Origin of the sequence: Streptoverticillium olivoreticuli subsp. olivoreticuli, assembly GCF_003391135.1 — a bacterium.
Lineage (GTDB): Bacteria > Actinomycetota > Actinomycetes > Streptomycetales > Streptomycetaceae > Streptomyces > Streptomyces blastmyceticus.
In genome coordinates this window covers 2,132,860-2,150,828 of record NZ_CP031455.1, presented here as the reverse complement: position 1 = coordinate 2,150,828, position 17,969 = coordinate 2,132,860, and the positions used below count along the sequence as shown (strand labels likewise).

General features: G+C 73.3%; 9 protein-coding genes. 7 read left to right on the top strand and 2 right to left on the bottom strand.

Translation table 11 applies throughout. The annotated features are described in order from the left end of the window. Positions 1–336 precede the first annotated feature (336 nt). Positions 337–996, top strand: coding sequence for a DedA family protein (locus DXZ73_RS09000; RefSeq protein ID WP_116210494.1), 660 nt, complete (start codon positions 337–339; stop codon positions 994–996). Between the two features lie 82 nt (positions 997–1,078). Here the strand turns inward: DXZ73_RS09000 and DXZ73_RS08995 are convergent, their stop codons facing one another. After that, the gene (locus tag DXZ73_RS08995; protein WP_116210493.1) at positions 1,079–1,294 is read right to left on the bottom strand and encodes a response regulator transcription factor; all 216 of its coding nucleotides are present in this window, start codon (positions 1,292–1,294) and stop codon (positions 1,079–1,081) included. 297 nt (positions 1,295–1,591) lie between these two features. Here DXZ73_RS08995 and DXZ73_RS08990 point away from each other — a divergent pair, with 297 nt between their 5' ends. The 4 genes from DXZ73_RS08990 to DXZ73_RS08975 are packed head-to-tail and all read left to right on the top strand — an operon-like array spanning position 1,592 to position 14,116. Beyond that, positions 1,592–2,887 (top strand): MFS transporter, encoded by a 1,296-nt coding sequence (locus DXZ73_RS08990; RefSeq protein ID WP_116210492.1) that lies wholly within the window; start codon positions 1,592–1,594, stop codon positions 2,885–2,887. Beyond that, positions 2,884–6,114 carry a type I polyketide synthase gene (locus DXZ73_RS08985; RefSeq protein ID WP_116210491.1) on the top strand — a complete coding sequence of 1,077 codons (3,231 nt, stop codon included), beginning with the start codon at positions 2,884–2,886 and terminating at the stop codon, positions 6,112–6,114. The genes DXZ73_RS08990 and DXZ73_RS08985 overlap by 4 nt, the downstream gene beginning before the upstream one ends. Further along, on the top strand, positions 6,111–13,298 hold the full coding sequence (locus DXZ73_RS08980) for a MupA/Atu3671 family FMN-dependent luciferase-like monooxygenase (RefSeq protein ID WP_240351274.1): 7,188 nt from the start codon (positions 6,111–6,113) through the stop codon (positions 13,296–13,298). Before DXZ73_RS08985 ends, DXZ73_RS08980 begins: the two co-directional genes overlap by 4 nt. Positions 13,299–13,357: 59 nt before the next feature. Beyond that, positions 13,358–14,116, top strand: coding sequence for an acyltransferase (locus tag DXZ73_RS08975; protein ID WP_116210490.1), 759 nt, complete (start codon positions 13,358–13,360; stop codon positions 14,114–14,116). A 106-nt stretch (positions 14,117–14,222) separates the two neighbouring features. Here the strand turns inward: DXZ73_RS08975 and DXZ73_RS08970 are convergent, their stop codons facing one another. Beyond that, on the bottom strand, positions 14,223–15,092 hold the full coding sequence (locus DXZ73_RS08970) for an EamA family transporter (RefSeq protein ID WP_116215504.1): 870 nt from the start codon (positions 15,090–15,092) through the stop codon (positions 14,223–14,225). Between the two features lie 118 nt (positions 15,093–15,210). Between DXZ73_RS08970 and DXZ73_RS08965 the strand changes: the two genes are divergently transcribed. Together DXZ73_RS08965 and asnB are read left to right on the top strand one after the other, a co-directional pair. After that, a complete protein-coding gene (locus tag DXZ73_RS08965; RefSeq protein ID WP_116210489.1) occupies positions 15,211–15,783 on the top strand; it encodes a helix-turn-helix domain-containing protein in 573 nt (190 codons plus the stop codon). 326 nt (positions 15,784–16,109) lie between these two features. Next, positions 16,110–17,954 carry an asparagine synthase (glutamine-hydrolyzing) gene (gene asnB, locus DXZ73_RS08960; RefSeq protein ID WP_116210488.1) on the top strand — a complete coding sequence of 615 codons (1,845 nt, stop codon included), beginning with the start codon at positions 16,110–16,112 and terminating at the stop codon, positions 17,952–17,954. The last annotated feature ends 15 nt before the right edge of the window (positions 17,955–17,969 follow it).

The following is a 17,969-nucleotide window of genomic DNA, read 5'->3' as shown; positions in this document are numbered from 1 at the left end:
GTGGGAACGGTCCGCGACCGCGTCCGGGCATGCGGGCGGAAGGGAACCGGAAGGACTGTTCGGCGAGCACTGACCACTGTGCCGACCACACCTTGTGGGGGAATGGACGGTCTGCTTGCATCGCCCCTGACGCATGCGACATGTCACGTTATTGCCGGTTTGTGCGGATCGCGGGATCCGGTCCTCCCCGGTCGCCCGGCATCTGTGGCCGAACACATAGGCCATCGCTCGCAACCCGCGGGCCGCTGGGGGAGTCCTCTCCTCCAGTAGGCTTTCGCGGCGTGCGCCCGAACGGCGTGCGCCGGGTAAGGGTCGTCAACCGGGGAGGAACCGGCGTTGCACATCCAGGAGTGGCTCGAAACAGTACCGGCGGTCGCCGTCTACCTGTTGGTGGGCGGGGTCATCGGGCTGGAGAGCCTGGGTATCCCGCTTCCCGGTGAGATCGTCCTCGTCAGCGCCACGCTGATGGCCGCCACGCAGGACCACATCAACCCGTACGTCCTGGGGGTGTGCGCCGTCGCGGGCGCGATCATCGGCGACTCCATCGGCTATCTGATCGGCCGCAAGGGCGGCCAGCCGCTGCTGGACTGGCTCGGCCGGAAGTTCCCCAAGCACTTCGGCCCCCACCACGTGGCCACCGCCGAGCGCTCGTTCAAGAAGTGGGGCATGTGGGCGGTCTTCGTCGGCCGCTTCATCGCCCTGCTGCGGATCTTCGCCGGCCCGCTGGCGGGCGTGCTGAAGATGCCGTACTGGAAGTTCCTCATCGCCAACGTCCTCGGCGGCATCGTCTGGGCCGGCGGCACCGTCGCGGTGATCTACACCGTCGGCAAGGTCGCCGAGAAGTGGCTCAAGCAGTTCTCCTACCTCGGCCTCGTCGCCGCCGTGCTCTTCGGCCTGGGGTCGTTCGTCGTCATGCGGATCAAGGCCAAGAAGGCCGAGGCGGCGAAGCCCGCCGGGACGTCCTCCGAGACCGAGGCCGTGGCCACGGTCGACTGATCCACCACAGCCGAAGGCCCCCGGGCCCCTTCCGCCGGAGCGGCGAGGGGCCCGGGGGCCTTTTTCGCGCTCGCGGCCGGGGCTACGCCCCGCCGTCCTGCGTCAGGCTCAGGCGGACCAGGTCCGCCAGCGTCGGCGCCGGGCGCTTGGCCCGGATGCGGCGGGTGTAGGTGCCCACCGTGTGGACGCTGATGCCCAGCCGTGTGGCGATCTGGTGGTAGGTGAATCCGGCGCCGATGTGGGCGAGCACCTCGCGCTCGCGAGGGGACAGGCTCTGTACGACGCTGCGGCCGGGCATCTCTTCTCCATGAGCTGTTACGGCGGAGACGGCGGGTACGGGTGGGCCACCGGTGGACTAAGCACATCCCCTACCTGACGCACAAGGGGATCTAATCACGGACTCGGTGAAAAGCAAGCAAAAGGTGGCCGCCCGCCGCACAGTTGGCCGGTCGACGCCCTTATGAGGCGCGGTGACCACCTGTCAAGTCCCCAACACACGTGGCTCCATGACCGGCTCGAACCGGGCGACTGTGGACGTGTCCACCGCTGCCCGCGGCGGCGACCCGGCTGCCGAGCGGAGTGGAGGGGAACACGTATGGGCCATTTCCGGCTGCTCGTCATCGGCAACGGCGTCTCCGCGTACGGCAGCTACCTCAACATGGTGGCCCTGAACGTCTTCATCTACCACGTGACGGGCAGCGCGCTCACCGCGGGCCTCTTCATGGCCGTGCGCCTGCTGACCAACGTGGCGGCCGGGCTGGTGAGCGGGCGCCTCGTCTCCCGCTACGACCGCAAGCGGCTGATGGTCGGCGCCGACCTCACCCAGGCGCTGGCCCTGCTCCCGCTGTTGATCGCGCCCGGCGGCGCGCGGGTCGCGCTGCTCTTCGCGCTGGCCGTCGTGACCGGCGCCTGCTCGACCCTCTCCCAGGTCGCGCTCCGCAGCAGCGTCCCGGAGATCGTCGGCGCCGACCACCGGGCCCGTGCCAACGGTCTGCTGGTCACCGGCCGTTCCCTCGCCATGATCGCCGGATTCGCCTCGTCGGGCGTGGTCGTCGCCCGCTTCGGCTACTCCACGGCCTTCGCCCTGGACGCCGCCACGTTCGTCGTCTCCGCCGGGATCCTCTTCCTGCTGCCGGTCCGCACCCGGGCCGCCGCCGACACGGCGGGGGAGGGCGACGGCGCCGACGAGGGGGCGGGCCGGTCGGCGTACCGCGCGCTGCTGCGCACCGCGCCGCTCCTGGCGGTGATGATCGCCGTCCGCGCGGTCGACGGGCTGGGCTCCTCGTCCCACAACGTCGCCCTGCCCGTCTACTCCGACAGCCTGGACCCCGCTCATCCCGCCACGTTCGTCAGCCAGTTCTGGGCGACCTGGGCGCTGGGCAACATCGTCGCGCAGCAGCTGTGCGGCCGGCTGATGAACAAGTCCGGCCGCACCCCGGGCGAGCGCGCCTTCGCCGTCGGATCCTGCGTGATGTCCGCGGCGTTCATCCTGGTCTTCACCGGGCTGCCCACCGTGCCCGCCGTCGCGGCGGCGCTCGTCGCGGGAATGGCCGACGGCTTCACCGAGATCGTGTACGTCTCACGGCTCCAGGCCGCCCCCGACGAACAGCGCGGCCGCCTCTTCGGGCTGTCGGCCTCGGCCGAGAACACCGGCTTCGGCCTCGGAATGATCGTGAGCGCCGCCCTGCTCGACCGGTTCGCCCCCCTGCCGGTGGTCGCGCTCTTCCACGGCCTCGCGATCGTCCTGTGCGCCGCCCTCCTGGTCGTGCTCCTCCGGCGCGGCGGCACGTACGCGCGGCGGCAGGCCGGGCGGACGGCCGGCGGGCCGGCACCGGACACCGGGGGAGCGCCGGGCAGGGACGTCCCCACCGCGGAAGGACACAGCACATGAGCCCCTCCACCGACCCCCGCATCGCGGTCATCGGCATGGCCTTCCGGTTACCCGGGGCGGACACCCCCGAGGAGTTCTGGCGCGTCATCCGCGACGGCACGGACTGCGTCACCCGCTTCACCGACGAGGAGCTCGCGGCCGCCGGGGTGCCCGAGGAGCAGTACCGGTCACCGGAGTTCGTCGGCGCCTCCGGCATCCTCGACGACATCGCGGGATTCGACGACCGGCACTTCGGCATGAGCGCCCGCGAGGCCCAGCTCACCGACCCGCAGCACCGGATGTTCCTGGAGTGCGCCCAGCACGCCCTGGAGAACGCCGGATACCCCGGCGAGCGCGACGGCACCCGCGTCGGCGTCTACGCCAGCACGGGCTACCACCTGTACTCCATGGAGAACTACCTCCTCAACAACGTCCTCCAGGGCGCGCCCGGCGACGACTGGCTCTCCCGGATGCAGACCATGGTCGGCAACTACGCCGACTTCACCGCCACCCGCGTGGCCTTCCGGCTCGGCCTCACCGGCCCGGCGGTCAGCGTCCAGACCGGCTGTTCCAGCTCCCTGGTCGGGGTGCAACTCGCCGCGCAGTCCCTGCTCATGGGCGACTGCGACATCGCACTCGCCGGTGCCACCGCCGTGCACGTCCCCCAGGTGCTGGGCTACCGCTACGTCAAGGGCTCGATCCTCTCCAGGACCGGCCGGCTGCGTGCCTTCGACGCCGGGGCCGACGGCACCGTCGGCGGTACGGGCGTCGCCGCGGTCGTCCTCAAGCGGCTCGACCGGGCCCTCGCCGACGGCGACACCGTCCACGGCGTCATCCGCGGCTGGGGCGTCACCAACGACGGCTCGGACAAGAAGGCGTACACCGCCCCCAGCGCGAGCGGTCAGCGGGACGCCATCCGCCGCGCCCTGGACCGGGCCGGTGTCGGCGCCGGCACCATCGGCTATCTGGAGACCCACGGCACCGGGACGCTCAAGGGCGACCCGATCGAATTCGACGGCGCCACCGCCGCGTACCGCGAGGACACCGACCGGACCGGCTACTGCGCGCTCGGCTCGGTCAAGGCCAACATCGGCCACCTCGACGTCTGCGCGGGCCTGGCCGGACTGATCAAGACGCTGCTGGTCCTGCGGCACGGCGTCATCCCGCCGATGGCGAACTTCACCCGCCCCAACCCCCTGCTCGCCCTCGACGGCAGCCCCTTCCGCATCCCCCGCACCGCCACCCCGTGGCCCGAGGGCGACACCCCGCGCCGCGCCGGTCTCACCTCGCTGGGCGTCGGCGGCACCAACGTCCACCTCGTCCTCGAGGAGGCCCCCGCCCCCGCGCCCCGCACGGGGCGCACCGCACCGCCGGGAATCCTGGTGCTCTCCGGCAGCGGGGAAGCGGCCCTCGCGGCCAACGCCCGTGCCTTCCGCGACCGGTTGCGGCAGCGGCCCGGCACGGACCCGGCGGACCTCGTCACCACCGCGGCGCTCGGACGCACCCACCACCGGCACCGGCTGGCCGCCCGGGGCGACACCGCGGCCGAATTCGCCGACGCCCTCGACGCCTGGCTCGCGGACCAGCGCACCCCGGCCGTCACCACCGGCACGGCGCCCCGCGAGGAACGGGCCAGGACCGCCTTCCAGTTCACCGGCCAGGCCGCCCCCTACCCCGGCATGGCACAGGCCCTGCACGAGCGCTTCCCCGTCGTGCGCGAGACGCTCGACGCCTGCGAGCGCCACTACCGGGACCTGTACGGCGGCACCCTGCTCGACGGGCTGCTGGGCGGCGACGGCGCGGGCGGGATCTGGCACACGGACACCGCGCAGCCCGCTCTCTACGCGCTCCAGTGCGCGCTCGTGCGGCTGTGGCGGGACCTGGGCGTCACCCCGGACACCGTGACCGGACACAGCGTCGGCGAGTACGCGGCCCTGTACGCCGCCGGGGCGCTGTCCCTGGAGGACGGCCTGCGGGTCACCGCCGAGCGCGGCCGCCTCATGCAACGGCACTGCGCCGAGGGCGTGATGGTCGCGGTGCCCGTCGACCGCGCGACCGCGGACGCGCTGGCCGCCGAGGTCCCCGGCGTCGAGACGGCCGTGGCCAACGGCGAGCGCGCCCACGTCCTCGCCGGACCCGCCGCGGCCGCCCCGCGGCTGAGCGCGCTGCTGGAGGAGCGCGGCATCCGGGGCGAGCGGCTGCCGGTGGCACGCGCCTTCCACACCGCCCTGATGGACCCGGTGCTCGAACCCTTCCGCGCGGTGCTCGCCGCCGTGCCGTTCCGGCCGGTGACGGTCCCCTTCGTCAGCGGGCTCGACGGGATCGTCCGCCCGCCCGGCTGGACCCCCGACGCCGACCACCTCGTCCGCCACACCCGCGAACCCGTGCGCTTCGACGAGGTGTTGCGCACCCTCGGCACGCACCGCCTGGACGCCCTGGTCGAGATCGGCCCGCACACCACCCTCAGCGGTCTGGCCCGGCGGGCCCTCGCGGGCGTACGCGCCGTGCCCACGCTGCGCCGTGGCGCCGGGCTCGCGGCACTGTGGTCGGCGGTCGCGGAACTGCACTGCGCCGGGGCGGACATCGCCTGGAAGGCGCTGGTCGAGGGCACCGGCGGGCGCAGGATCCCGCTGCCCGGCCACCGATTCCAGCACAGGAACCACTGGACGGGACCGGAGCCGACGGCTGTCCGGTCCGGCACACCAGCGAGAAAGGGAGCCGTAGTGGCACAGCACGAGGCAGCGGCGGTCGAACGCGTCCTGCGGAGCATCGTCACACTCACCGCCCGGCATCTCGGCCATGGCCCCGAGGAGATCACCGGGGACACCTCCTTCTTCGACCTCGGCGCGGACTCGCTGCAGATGATCAGCGTGCTGCGGGAGCTTGAGCAGGAGCACCGGGTCAAGGTGTCGATGCGCGAACTCTTCGAGGAGACCGGCACACCGCGGCAGCTCGCGGAGCTCATCGTGCGCCGCCTCCCGCTCTCCCCGGGCGACGCGCCCGCGGGCCCGGCGGAGCATGCCCCCGAGCCGGTACGGGCCCCGGAGCCTGTACCGGTCGTCACGTACGAGCCCGTACCGCCCGCCTCCGAAGACGCCTACGCCACCCGCGGCGAGCTGGAGGACCTTGCCCAGAAGCTGCACCAGATAGCGCAGATCCAGCTCCAGATGATGTCCCAGCTGTCGCAGCTGCTCTCGCTCCAGACCGCTGCCGCCACCACCCGGATCAACGGCAAGGTCGCCCCGTGACCGGGCTCGCCGCCGCCTCCGCGGCCCTCGACCAGGATCTGGCCGCCATGGCCGAACTCTCCAAGCGCATCGCGGGCCAGCTGGCAGCCCCGGACGAGGCGCGGCCCGCCGGGCCGCAGCGCCCGCACGGCCCCCGCGTGAGCGTGCCGCGCTCCGCCGGGATGGTGCAGGGCGCCTCGCCGCGCTCCCAGCAGGAGCACCTCGACGATCTCGTGCGCCGCTACACCGCCCGGACCCCGACCTCCAAGGAGATCGCCCAGCGCCACCGCCGGGTCCTCGCCGACAGCCGGGCCGTCGTCGGCTTCCGCAGCGGCACCAAGGAGATGCTCTACCCCATCGCCGGGCGGCGGGCGAGCGGCTCGTGGCTGGAGGACATCGACGGCAACCGCTATGTCGACATCACCATGGGCTTCGGGGTGCTCCTCTTCGGCCACGAGCCGCAGTTCGTGACCGAAGCCGTCCGTGAACACCTGTCCCGCGGCATCCAGCTGGGCCCGCGCACGACCGAGACCGGCGAGGCGGCCGAACTGCTCGCCGAGCTCACCGGAATGGAGCGGGTGGCGTTCGCGAACTCCGGCACGGAGGCCAACTCCGCCGCGATCCGCCTGGCCCGCGCCGCCACCGGCCGGGACAGGGTGGTCGTCTTCAACGGCGCCTACCACGGGCACGCCGACACCGTGCTCGGCCGCTCCTCCGGGCCGGGGGACGACCGGGTCACCGTGCCCGTGTCCAGCGGCATCCCGCACAGCGCCGTCGCCGAACTCCTCGTCCTCGACTACGGCGCCGAGGCGAGCCTGGAGGCGATCGAGCGGCACGCCGCCGAGATCGCCGTGGTCGTCGTCGAGCCTGTGCAGAGCCGCCACCCGTCCCTCCAGCCCGTCGAGTTCGTGCGGAAGCTGCGCGAGCTGACGCGGCGCCACGGCATCGTGTTGATGTTCGACGAGATGCTGACGGGCTTCCGCCCGGCCCCGCGCGGCGCGCAGGAGCTCTACGGCGTCACGCCCGACCTGGCGACGTACGGGAAGCTGCTCGGCGGCGGCTTCCCGATCGGCGCCATCGCGGGCCGCGCCGACATCATGGACGGCGTCGACGGCGGCTACTGGAGCTACGGCGACGACAGCTACCCGCCCGCGGACACCACCTTCTTCGGCGGCACGTACATCCAGCACCCGGTGTCGATGGTCGCCGCCCGCGCCGTCCTCACCCACCTCAAGGAGCACAGCCCCACTCTCCAGCAGCGGCTCAACGCGCGGACGGCCGAGCTCGCGGCCACGCTCAACGGCTTCTTCGAGGAGGGGGAATTCCCGCTCCGGATGAGCCACTTCGGCTCGCAGTTCCGCTTCGACCACCGCGCCGACATGGAGCTGCTCTACCACCACCTGATGCTGCGCGGCGTCCACGTCTGGGAGTGGCGCAACTTCTTCCTGTCCACGGCCCACTCGGACGGCGACCTCGAATTCGTCGCTGAGGCGGTCAAGAGCTCGCTGCTGGAGCTCCGCGGGGCGGGCTTCTTCCCGGGCGCGAAGCGGGCCGCGCCCACGCCGCCGCCCGCGCCCGCACCGGCCGCCCCCGCCATGCCCTGGAACGCCGCCGCGCGGGCGGCCACCCGCACGGAACCCGTGGCGCCGGCCGTCCCGGCGCCACCCAGGAGGACCGCCCCCGACTTCAGCATCTACTTCTTCGGCGACTACCCCCAGGACGAGGCCCCCCGCCACGGCAAGTACGACCTCGTCCTCGAAACCGCGCGCTTCGCCGACCAACACGGCTTCCACGCGCTGTGGATGCCCGAACGGCACTTCCACTCCTTCGGCGGGCTCTTCCCCAACCCCGCCGTCCTCGCCGCGGCCCTCGCCCGGGAGACCGGGCGCATCCGGCTGAACGCCGGTTCCGTCGTCCTGCCCCTCCACGACCCGATCCGGGTCGCCGAGGAGTGGTCGATGGCCGACAACCTCTCCGCGGGCCGGATCGGCATCGGCGTGGCGAGCGGCTGGCACGCCCGCGACTTCGCCTTCTTCCCCGACCGCTTCGGCCGCCACAAGGAGACGATGTACGAGCAGGTGGAGGAGGTACGGCGGCTCTGGCGGGGCGAGGCGCTGAACCGGACCACCGGCGACGGCGAGGCCGCCGTCCGGCTCTTCCCCCGGCCCGTCCAGGACGCTCCGCCGATGTACACGGCCGTGGTCGGCAACCCCGCCTCGTACGAACTCGCCGCCCGCCACGACCTGGGCATCGTCACCAACCTCATGACCCAGACCGTCGACCGGCTCAGGGAGAACATCGCGCTCTACCGGCGCACCCGGGCCGCACACGGACTGGACCCGGACACCGGCCGCGTCGCCGTCCTGCTGCACACCTATCTGGCCGACGACCACGAGACGGCGCGCGCGGAGGCGTACGCACCCCTGTCGCGCTATATGCGCGCCTCGCTCTCGCTGTTCGGCGGCGTCACCGACAGCCTCGGGCACCGCGTCGACCCGGAGGCCCTCGGCGAGGACGACCTGGACGCGGTCTTCCGCCGCGCCTACGGCCGCTACTGCGACCAGCGCGCCCTCATCGGCACCGTCGACACCGTCTCGCCCGTGGTCGACGAGGTCACCGCGGCGGGCGCCGACGAGATCGTCTCGCTCGTGGACTTCGGGGTGGCGCCCGACGCCCTGCGCGCCTCCCTCACCCGCGTCGACGCGCTGCGCCGCCGCTACCGCCACACCCCGCCCCCGCCCACCCCCGCGCCCGCCCCGCTCTCACCCGGCCAGCAGCGCATCTGGTTCCTGGAACACCTGCTCCCGGGCCGCACCGCCTACAACGAGACCAAGGCCGTACGGCTCGACGGCCCCCTCGACGTGCCCGCCCTGCGCGCGGCCCTGCGCGCACTCGTCGAACGCCACGAAGGGCTGCGCACCGTCTTCCGGGAGGTCGACGGCGAGCCACGGCAGTTCGTACGGGCCCCGGGCGAACCGGACTTCGCGCTGGTCGACGGCGCGGACGGCACCGTGCGCGAGGTGCTGGCCGCCGAGAGCGCGCGCCGCTTCGACCTCGTCGACGGGCCCCTGTTCGTCACCCGGCTGGTGCGGGAGGCCGAGGACCGGCACGTCCTCGTCCTCTCCCTCCACCACATCGTCGTCGACGCGGCGTCCGCCGCCGTCCTGGCCCGCGACCTGTCCGCCCTCTACCGCGCCGAGCGCGACGGCACGCCCGCCGGGCTCCCCGCGCTGACGCGCGGCTACGCCGACCACGCCCGCGAGCAGCTCGCCGAGCAGGACGGACCCAAGTCGGCGGAGGACCTGGCCCATTGGCGGGCCGCGCTCGGCGGCGGGCTGCCGGTCCTGGACCTGCCGACCGACCGGCCGCGGCCCGAGACCATGACGTCCAACGGCCGGGCGGTCTTCCGCACCCTCGACCCGTCCCTGTCCGCGCGGCTGCGCGAGCTGAGCCGCGGCCGCCGCGCCACGCTCTTCATGACGCTGCTCGCCGGCTACGCGGCGATGCTGCACCGCGTCACCGGGCAGGAGGACATCGTCATCGGCACCCCGATGTCGAACCGGCCGCAGGACGCCGCGGACCTGCTCGGATTCTTCGTCAACACCCTCGCCCTGCGCGTCGACCTCACCGGCGACCCGGCCTTCACCACCCTGCTGGACCGGGTGCGGACCGTGGCCCTGGACGCGTACGACCACGCCGACGTGCCGTTCGAGACGGTGGTCCGCGAGCTCGCCCCGCCCCGCGCCACCGACCGCACGCCGGTCTTCCAGGTGCTCGCCGAGTTCGAGCGCAGCGAGCCGTTCCGCTTCGACCTGCCCGGCATCCGGGCCACTCCGCTGGAGGAGGGCCCGGACAAGGCCCTCACCGACCTCGCCGTCTACTTCACGGACCAGGCGGAGGGCATCCGCTGTCACCTGGAGTACAACACCGACCTCTTCGACGCGGAGACCGTCGACGGCTTCTTCGCGACCTTCCGCGAACTCCTCGCGGCGGCCGTCGAGGCGCCCGGGACCCCGCTGTCCCGGCTCGCCGCGCCGACCGCGCACGGCGACGCCGTACCGCGGCCGTGGGAGCGCGGCCCCGTCCGGCCCCTCGACGGCACGACCGTCCACGAGCTCGTCGCCCGGCAGGCGGCCGCGGCACCCGACCGCACCGCCGTGCTCTGCGGCGATGTCGCGCTGACCTACCGCGAACTGGACGCGCGCGCCGAACGGCTGGCCGCCGCGATCACGGAGCGCACCGGCCCCGCGGGCCCCGACGGCACGGTCGCCCTCTGGCTGCCGCGCTCCCCGGAACTCGTCGTCGCCATGCTCGCCGTCCTCAAGAGCGGTCACGCCTACCTCCCGCTCGACCCCGCCCTCGGCCGGGCGCGGGCCTCGGCGGTGATCGCGGAGTGCGGGCCCCGCGCCCTGATCGCCACCCCGTCCGGCACCGCCCTGCCGGACCTGCCCGACGGCCTGCCCGTCCTCGCCCCCGACGCGGCCCCGGCCACCACCACCGCTCCGGCCGCCGTCGGCCGCGAGTCACTGTGCTACGTCATCCACACCTCCGGCAGCACCGGCAGCCCCAAGGGCGTCGCCGTGCCCCACAGCGCCGTCCTGAACCTCTGCCAGTGGCACCACCGACGCTTCGGTTTCACCGCGGCCGACCGCGCCGCCGTCGTCTGCAGCCAGAGCTTCGACGCCTCGGTCCTGGAGATCTGGCCCGCGCTCACCGCGGGCGCCTCCCTCGCCATCGCCGAGGACGACGCCGTACGCAAGGACCCCCTGGCCCTGGCCCGTTGGTACCGGGCGCGGAACGTCACGTTCTCCGTCCTGCCCACCGCCCTCGGCGAGACCGTCCTGGAGCTCGCCCCGGACGACCAGCCCCCGCTGCGCCACCTGCTGATCGGCGGCGACGTCCTGCGCACCCGCCCGCACCCCGGCGCGCCGTACGAGACGCTCAACATCTACGGACCGACCGAGGCCACCGTGCTGTGCACGGCCGAGACGGTCGCACCGGACGGCCACGGCGCGATCGCGATCGGCCGCCCTGTCGACAACGTCCGCCTGCGGGTGCTCGACGCGGCGGGCGACGCCGTTCCGGTCGGCGCGGTGGGGGAGTTGTACGTCGCCGGTGCCGGCGTGGCCCGTGGCTATCTGGGCAGGCCCGACGCGACGCGGGAGCACTTCCGGCAGGACCCGGTGGCCGGCCGGGCGTACCGCACGGGCGACCTCGTCCGGTGGACCGAGGACGGGCGCCTGGAGTTCCGCGGCCGGACCGACGAGCAGGTGAAGATCCGCGGTTTCCGGGTCGAACCGGAGGAGACCGCCCGCACGCTCGAAGGACTCGACGGCGTACGGGACGCGGCCGTGCTCGCCCGGCGCGACGGCGGGGGCGAGGCCCGGCTCGCCGCCTACGCCGTGCCCGCCGACCCGGTCGGGGACACCGCCGCCGACCGGCGGGCGTTCGCCGACCTCATGGCGGACGAACTCGCCGCACGACTGCCGGAATACCTCGTACCGCGGGAGTGGGCGGTCCTGGCCGCCCTGCCGTACACGGCCAACGGCAAGCTGGACCGGGCGGCGCTGCCCCAGGCCGACATCGTGACCCGGGCCCCGGCGCACGAGGCCGCGATCCCGCCCGCCGGACCGGATGCCGATCCGCCCGCCGCCGATCCGCTCCCCGGCGTCGAGCGGCGCCTGCGGGCCCTGTGGGCCGCCCAGTTCGGCACCGACGCGGACGCCGTCCGGCCCGACGCCTCGTTCTTCGACCTCGGCGGCCACTCGATCACCGCGATCCGGCTGCTCAACCGGGTCCGCACGGAATTCGGCACGGACTACCCCATGGCCCGCTTCTACCAGGAGCCGACGGTCCGGGCCATGGCCGCCCGGCTGGCCGGGGCGCACCCGCACGCGGGGGAGCGGGCACCGGTCACGCCCCAGCAGACCGGCTACCTGACCGCCCACGAACAGCACGCCCTGCCCCAGGTGTTCAACGTCGCCCTGCGGATCGCCCTCACCGGCACCCTGGACGCATCCGCCCTGCGCACCGCGCTCACCCGGCTCGTCGGGCGCCACGACGGACTGCGGACCCGCTACGCCAAGGACGCCGGTCAGTGGTGGCAGGAGGTGCTGCCGCCCCGGCCGGTGGAACTGCCGGTCGAGGACCTCACGCCGTACGCCCCCGAGGCGCGCGCCGCCGAGGTGGAGCGCATCAGCGGGCAGGTCGCGAACACCCCCTTCGACCCCGCGGCCGGTGTCGCACCGGTCTTCCGGCTGCTGCGCACCGGCGGGACGAGCTGGGTGCTGCTCTGGGTCCTGCACCACTCCATGTGCGACGGATGGGCGGTCAGCGTCCTGCTGAAGGAATTCGCCGCCCTCTACACGGCCGCCGTGACGGGCGTCCCCGACGCGCTGCCGCAGCCGCCGCAGCCCGCCGCGTACGCCCGCAGGCAGCTCGACCACGCCCGGGAGCCGGACGACGGGCGCGAGCTGGCGTACTGGCTGCGCGAGTTCGACGGCGCGCCCCTGCGGCACGACCTGCCGCTCGACCGGCCGCGGCCACGGGTGCCGAGCGGGCGGGGCGCGGTGGTGACGTTCACCGTGCCCGCACGCACCCGGGCGGACGTCGAGGTGCTGGCCGCCGGCCGGGGCACCACCCCGTTCGCGGTCACGGCGGCCGCCGCGGCCCTGCTGTTCGCGGGGAAGTCCGGCCGCCCGGACGTCCTCTTCGCCGTGCCGTACGCCAATCGCGGGCGCCACGAGTTCGAGGCGCTGGTGGCCTGCACGACCCTGCCCTTCGGGCTGCGGGTCCGCACCGACCGGAGCCCCGCCTTCACCGACCTCGTGGACCAGGTCGCGCGGACCGCGATCCAGGGCATCGACCACGTCCTGCCGCCCGCGAGGATCGCCGAGGCCGTGCGCGAGCGGCTCGGCGTCGACATGTCGGCCCGGCTGCCGCTCGGCTTCGCCTACCAGAACTCGCTGGAGACGGACATCGAGCTGCCTGGCGTGACGACGGCCGTGGAGGATCTCGCCCCGTCCGGCTCCCGCGCGGAATTCAGCCTCGGGCTGGTGCCCGCCGGGGACGCCCTCACCGGATTCGTCGAATACGCCACCGACCTGTGGGACCGGACGACGGTGGAGCGCTGGGCGCGCGACTACACGCAGCTCCTGGCCGAGGAGGTCAGGCGGGCCCTGCGGGGGGCCGCCGACGGCGGGTAGGGGGAAGATCACAGCGCACCGCCTCGGCCGGGACGGACCCGGCTGAGTACGGTGAGCGGGTGCCGAAGAACCGGAACACGTTCTCATTCGACGCCCCCGAGGCTCTCCGGGCCTGGGGGCGTCGCGCCGCGTCCCGCGCGGTCCACCACGGCTGGCGCTGGGTCCAGCGGGCCGGCGCGGTCACCGCCGAACACCCCGGCCCGTACCGCTTCGCCCGCATCGGGCCCGCCACCCGGCTGGCGTTCCCCCTGGGCACGGTGTTCGGCGAGCAGTGGATCGAGCTGGGGGACCACTGCATCATCGGCGAGCAGGTCACCCTCACCGCGGGCATGATGCCCGGCCTCGACCTCGGCCCCGAACCCGTGCTGAGCCTGGGCAACGGCGTGGTCCTCGGCCGGGGCAGCCATGTGGTCGCGTCCCGGCGGGTGACCTTCGGCGACGACGTGTTCTGCGGCCCGTACGTCTACGTCACCAGCGACAACCACTCCTACGACGACCCCGACCAGCCCATAGGCAGGCAGTGGCCGCGCAGCGCGCCCGTCACGATCGGCTCGGGCAGCTGGCTCGGGACGGGCGCGGTGATCCTGCCGGGCGCGCGGCTCGGCCGGAACGTCGTCGTCGCGGCCGGCGCGGTGGTCCGCGGCGAGGTGCCGGACCACTGCGTGGTGGCGGGCACGCCCGCGAAGGTCGTACGGCGCTGGGAGCCGGAGACGGGCTGGACACCGCCGCTGCGCACGCCGACGCCGGTGCCGATCCCCGACGGGGTGACCCCGGAACAACTCCTGGCCCTGGAAGACCCGGGCCCCGGGACCCCCTGAAGCGACTGAGGACAAGCGGCGCAGCCGCTTCGGGGGTCCGGGGGTTTCCCCCGGTTTCGGGAAGGGGCGGGGCTGGGGAAAAAGCCCGCCGCAGGCGGAACACGGCTCAGCCCGCAGCCAAAAGCACCGTTCCCACCAACGCCAGCCCCGCGCCAGCGGCCTGCATCGAGCGCAGCCGCTCGCTGAGAACACCCCGCGCGGCCAGCGCGGTCACCACCGGATAGAGCGAGGCGAGGACGGCGGCCACGGTCACCGGCCCGCTGTTCGCGGCGAGGTTGTACGTGCCGTTCGCCGCGACGTCCGCGAGTCCGACGAAGGCGAGTGCGGGCAGCGCGGCCCGTACGGCGCCCGCGCCGCCGTCCTGCGGCAGGGCCCGGCCGCCGCGTCGTACGGACACCCACAGTGCGGTGCCGCCGACGAGCACGTTGCACACGCGCTGGACGAAGAGGGCGAGGAAGAGCCCGGTCAGGGTGGTCGACGCCTCGGCGATCAGGGCCATCACCGCGCCGAACCCGAAGGCCGCGCACACCGTGTGCACCAGCGTCTGCCGCTGGATGGGTGCGCCGCCGCGTGCCGGTCCGCTGGCGAGGACGACGCCGGCGACGGCGACGAGGATCCCGGCGAACTGGAGGAGTCCGGGCCGCTCCCCGGCGGCGATGCCGACGCCGACCGGCACCGCGACCCCGCCGAGTGCGCCCAGCGGTGCGACGACGCCCATCGGGCCGAGGGCCAGCGCGCGGTAGAAGCAGAGCATCGCGGCCGGGCCGATGAGGCCGGCGGCGGCCGCGAACCACAGCCGGGGTCCGGCCTCGGTCCAGCCGCCGGTGGCGACGACGATGGTGCCCAGCACGCCGACGGCCAGCAGCTGGGAGACCAGCACCACCGTCAGGGCGGGGATGCGACGGGTGAGCAGCCCGCCGCCGAAATCGGCCAGACCCCACAGGAGGCTGGTGGTCAGGGCGAAGACCGCTGTCATCGGAGAAACCTCGCAGTACAGTGTGCTGAACAGTGCGGTACAGCGCACCGTAGTGCAATTCATTAGACCGTGCCAATAAAATGTTGCACCGAAGAGCCCGAGGGAAAGACTGAAGACCGTGACGGACCTCGATCAGCTCACCCAGTCGCTCGCCCGCAACCTCAAGCGCTGGCGCGGCGAGCGCAACTTCACCCTCGACGCCCTGGCGGCCCGTTCCGGGGTCAGTCGCGGCATGATCATCCAGATCGAGCAGGCCCGCACCAATCCCAGCGTCGGGACGACCGTCAAGCTCGCCGACGCGCTCGGCGTCAGCATCACCACCCTCCTGGACCAGGAGCGCGGCGCGCGGGTCCGGCTCGTGCCCGGGGGCGAGGCCGTGCGCATGTGGTCGACGGAGGCGGGCAGTCACACCACGCTGCTCGTCGGCGCGCAGGGGCGGGGGCCGCTGGAGCTGTGGGACTGGCGCATCGCCCCCGGCGACAGCAACGACTCCGACCCCCACCCGCCCGGCACGGTCGAGCTGCTCACGGTGACGTCCGGCGATCTCACGCTCGTCGTGGACGGCGAGGAGTACGCCGTGCCCGCGGGGACATCCGCGACCTTCGACGGCGGTGTCCCGCACACCTACCGCAACGACGGCACGGAAGACGTCACGATGACGATGGCGGTGGCGGTCGCCCCCGCCCACTGACGGCCCCCGGCGGGGCCCGGGTGACCCCTCAGGTAAAACCTCTCCCACGCCCGCGCATCGCGCGGACCAACTCCGGCCGCCGAAGCGGACCGAGGCATACCGCAAAGCCGCAGTTCAGGGTCGGCTCCGCTCGTGCCCGTCCGGGTCGTGGCGGCGCGCGGCGCGGCTACGGGCGTGTTACGGCGAGGTTGACGGGGCCGCACCCGAGGCGGACGATTTATATAGGTGCTCGATACAACAGACATGCGGGGGTCGCCGTGCCGCCGCGCCTCATCGCGCCCGCTCACGGCGTCCGGCGGTCCCGCGTCGGATCAGGAGGGCATGGCATGTGTGGCATCACCGGCTGGATTTCCTTCGACCGTGATCTGCGCTCCGAACAGGAGACCGTGGACGCGATGACCGAGACGATGTCCTGCCGCGGGCCCGACGACCGCGGCACCTGGGTGAAGGGGCCCGCGGCGCTCGGCCACCGCCGCCTCGCGATCATCGACCTGGCCGGGGGGCGGCAGCCGATGACCGCCCGCAGGGCGGACGGCGGCGAGGTCGTCCTCGTCTACTCCGGCGAGGCGTACAACTTCACCGAACTGCGGGCGGAGTTGACCTCCAGGGGCCACCGCTTCACGACCGACTCCGACACCGAGGTCGTCCTGCGCGGATATCTCGAATGGGGCGAGGCCGTCGCCGAACGCCTCAACGGCATGGCCGCGTTCGCGATCTGGGACGACCGGGCCCAGCGGCTGGTCATGGTCCGCGACCGCATGGGCATCAAGCCGTTCTACTACCACCCCACCTCCGACGGCGTGCTGTTCGGCTCCGAGCCGAAGGCGATCCTCGCCAACCCGCTCGCCGAGCGGAAGGTCGGCCTCTCGGGGCTCCGCGAGCTGTTCTCGTTCATCAAGACGCCCGGCCACGCCGTCTGGGAGGGCATGCACGAGGTCGAGCCCGGCACCGTGGTCACCGTCGACCGCAACGGCCTGCGCACCCACGTCTACTGGGCGCTGCGGACTCGTCCCCACCCGCACGACAAGGACACCTCGATCGCGCACGTGCGCACGCTGCTCGACGACATCGTCCGCCGTCAGCTCGTCGCCGACGTGCCGCGCTGCACCCTGCTGTCCGGCGGTCTCGACTCCTCGGCCATGACCGCGCTGGCGGCCCGTCAACTGGGCGAGGTGGGCGAGACGGTGCGCAGCTTCGCCGTCGACTTCGTCGGCCGGACCGAGAACTTCGTGGCGGACGACCTGCGCGCCACCCCCGACACGCCGTACGTGCACGACGTGGCCCGCCTCGCCGGCACCGACCACCAGGACATCGTGCTGGACTCCACCGCCCTGGCCGACCCCGAGGTGCGCGCCAAGGTGATCCGGGCGCGGGACATCCCGGTGGGCTTCGGAGACATGGACTCCTCCCTCTACCTCCTGTTCAAGGAGATCCGCAAGCACTCCACGGTCGCCCTCTCCGGCGAGTCCGCCGACGAGGTCTTCGGCGGCTACAAGCAGTTCTTCGACGAGGAGGCCCGCCGGGCCGACACCTTCCCCTGGCTCGTCCGCCACGCGCGGGACTTCGGTGACGACAACAACATCCTGACCGCCCGCGTCGCAGGCGCCCTCGACCTGGACTCCTACGTCCAGGACGGCTACGACGCCGCGGTCAAGGACGTCGAACGCCTCGACGGGGAGAGCGACTTCGAGTTCCGCATGCGCAAGATCTGCTACCTCCACCTCACGCGCTTCGTGCGGATCCTCCTCGACCGCAAGGACCGCGCGAGCATGGCCGTCGGGCTGGAGGTGCGCGTGCCCTTCTGCGACCACCGGCTCGTCGAGTACGTCTACAACACGCCGTGGTCGCTGAAGTCCTTCGACGGACGCGAGAAGAGCCTGCTGCGGGAGGCCACCGCGGACGTCCTGCCGCAGTCGGTCTACGACCGGGTCAAGAGCCCCTACCCCTCGACCCAGGACCCGGAGTACGCCGTCGCCCTCCAGCGCCAGGCCAAGGACCTGCTGTCACGGCCCTCGCACACCGTCTTCGACATCGTCGACCGCGACTGGCTGCGGCGGGCGGCGGACCACGACTCGCCCCAGATCACCCAGGCGTCCCGGCACGGCCTCGAAAGGACCCTGGACCTGGCTCTGTGGTTGGACATGTACTCGCCCACTATCATGCTCCCCTGACCTGGACCGCACGGT

Coding starts and splice junctions, on each gene's coding strand:
- DXZ73_RS08995 (WP_116210493.1), bottom strand. CDS start 1,294: ATGCCCGGCCGCAGCGTCGTACAGAGCCTGTCCCCTCGCGAGCGCGAG.
- DXZ73_RS08990 (WP_116210492.1), top strand. CDS start 1,592: ATGGGCCATTTCCGGCTGCTCGTCATCGGCAACGGCGTCTCCGCGTAC.
- DXZ73_RS08985 (WP_116210491.1), top strand. CDS start 2,884: ATGAGCCCCTCCACCGACCCCCGCATCGCGGTCATCGGCATGGCCTTC.
- DXZ73_RS08970 (WP_116215504.1), bottom strand. CDS start 15,092: ATGACAGCGGTCTTCGCCCTGACCACCAGCCTCCTGTGGGGTCTGGCC.
- asnB (WP_116210488.1), top strand. CDS start 16,110: ATGTGTGGCATCACCGGCTGGATTTCCTTCGACCGTGATCTGCGCTCC.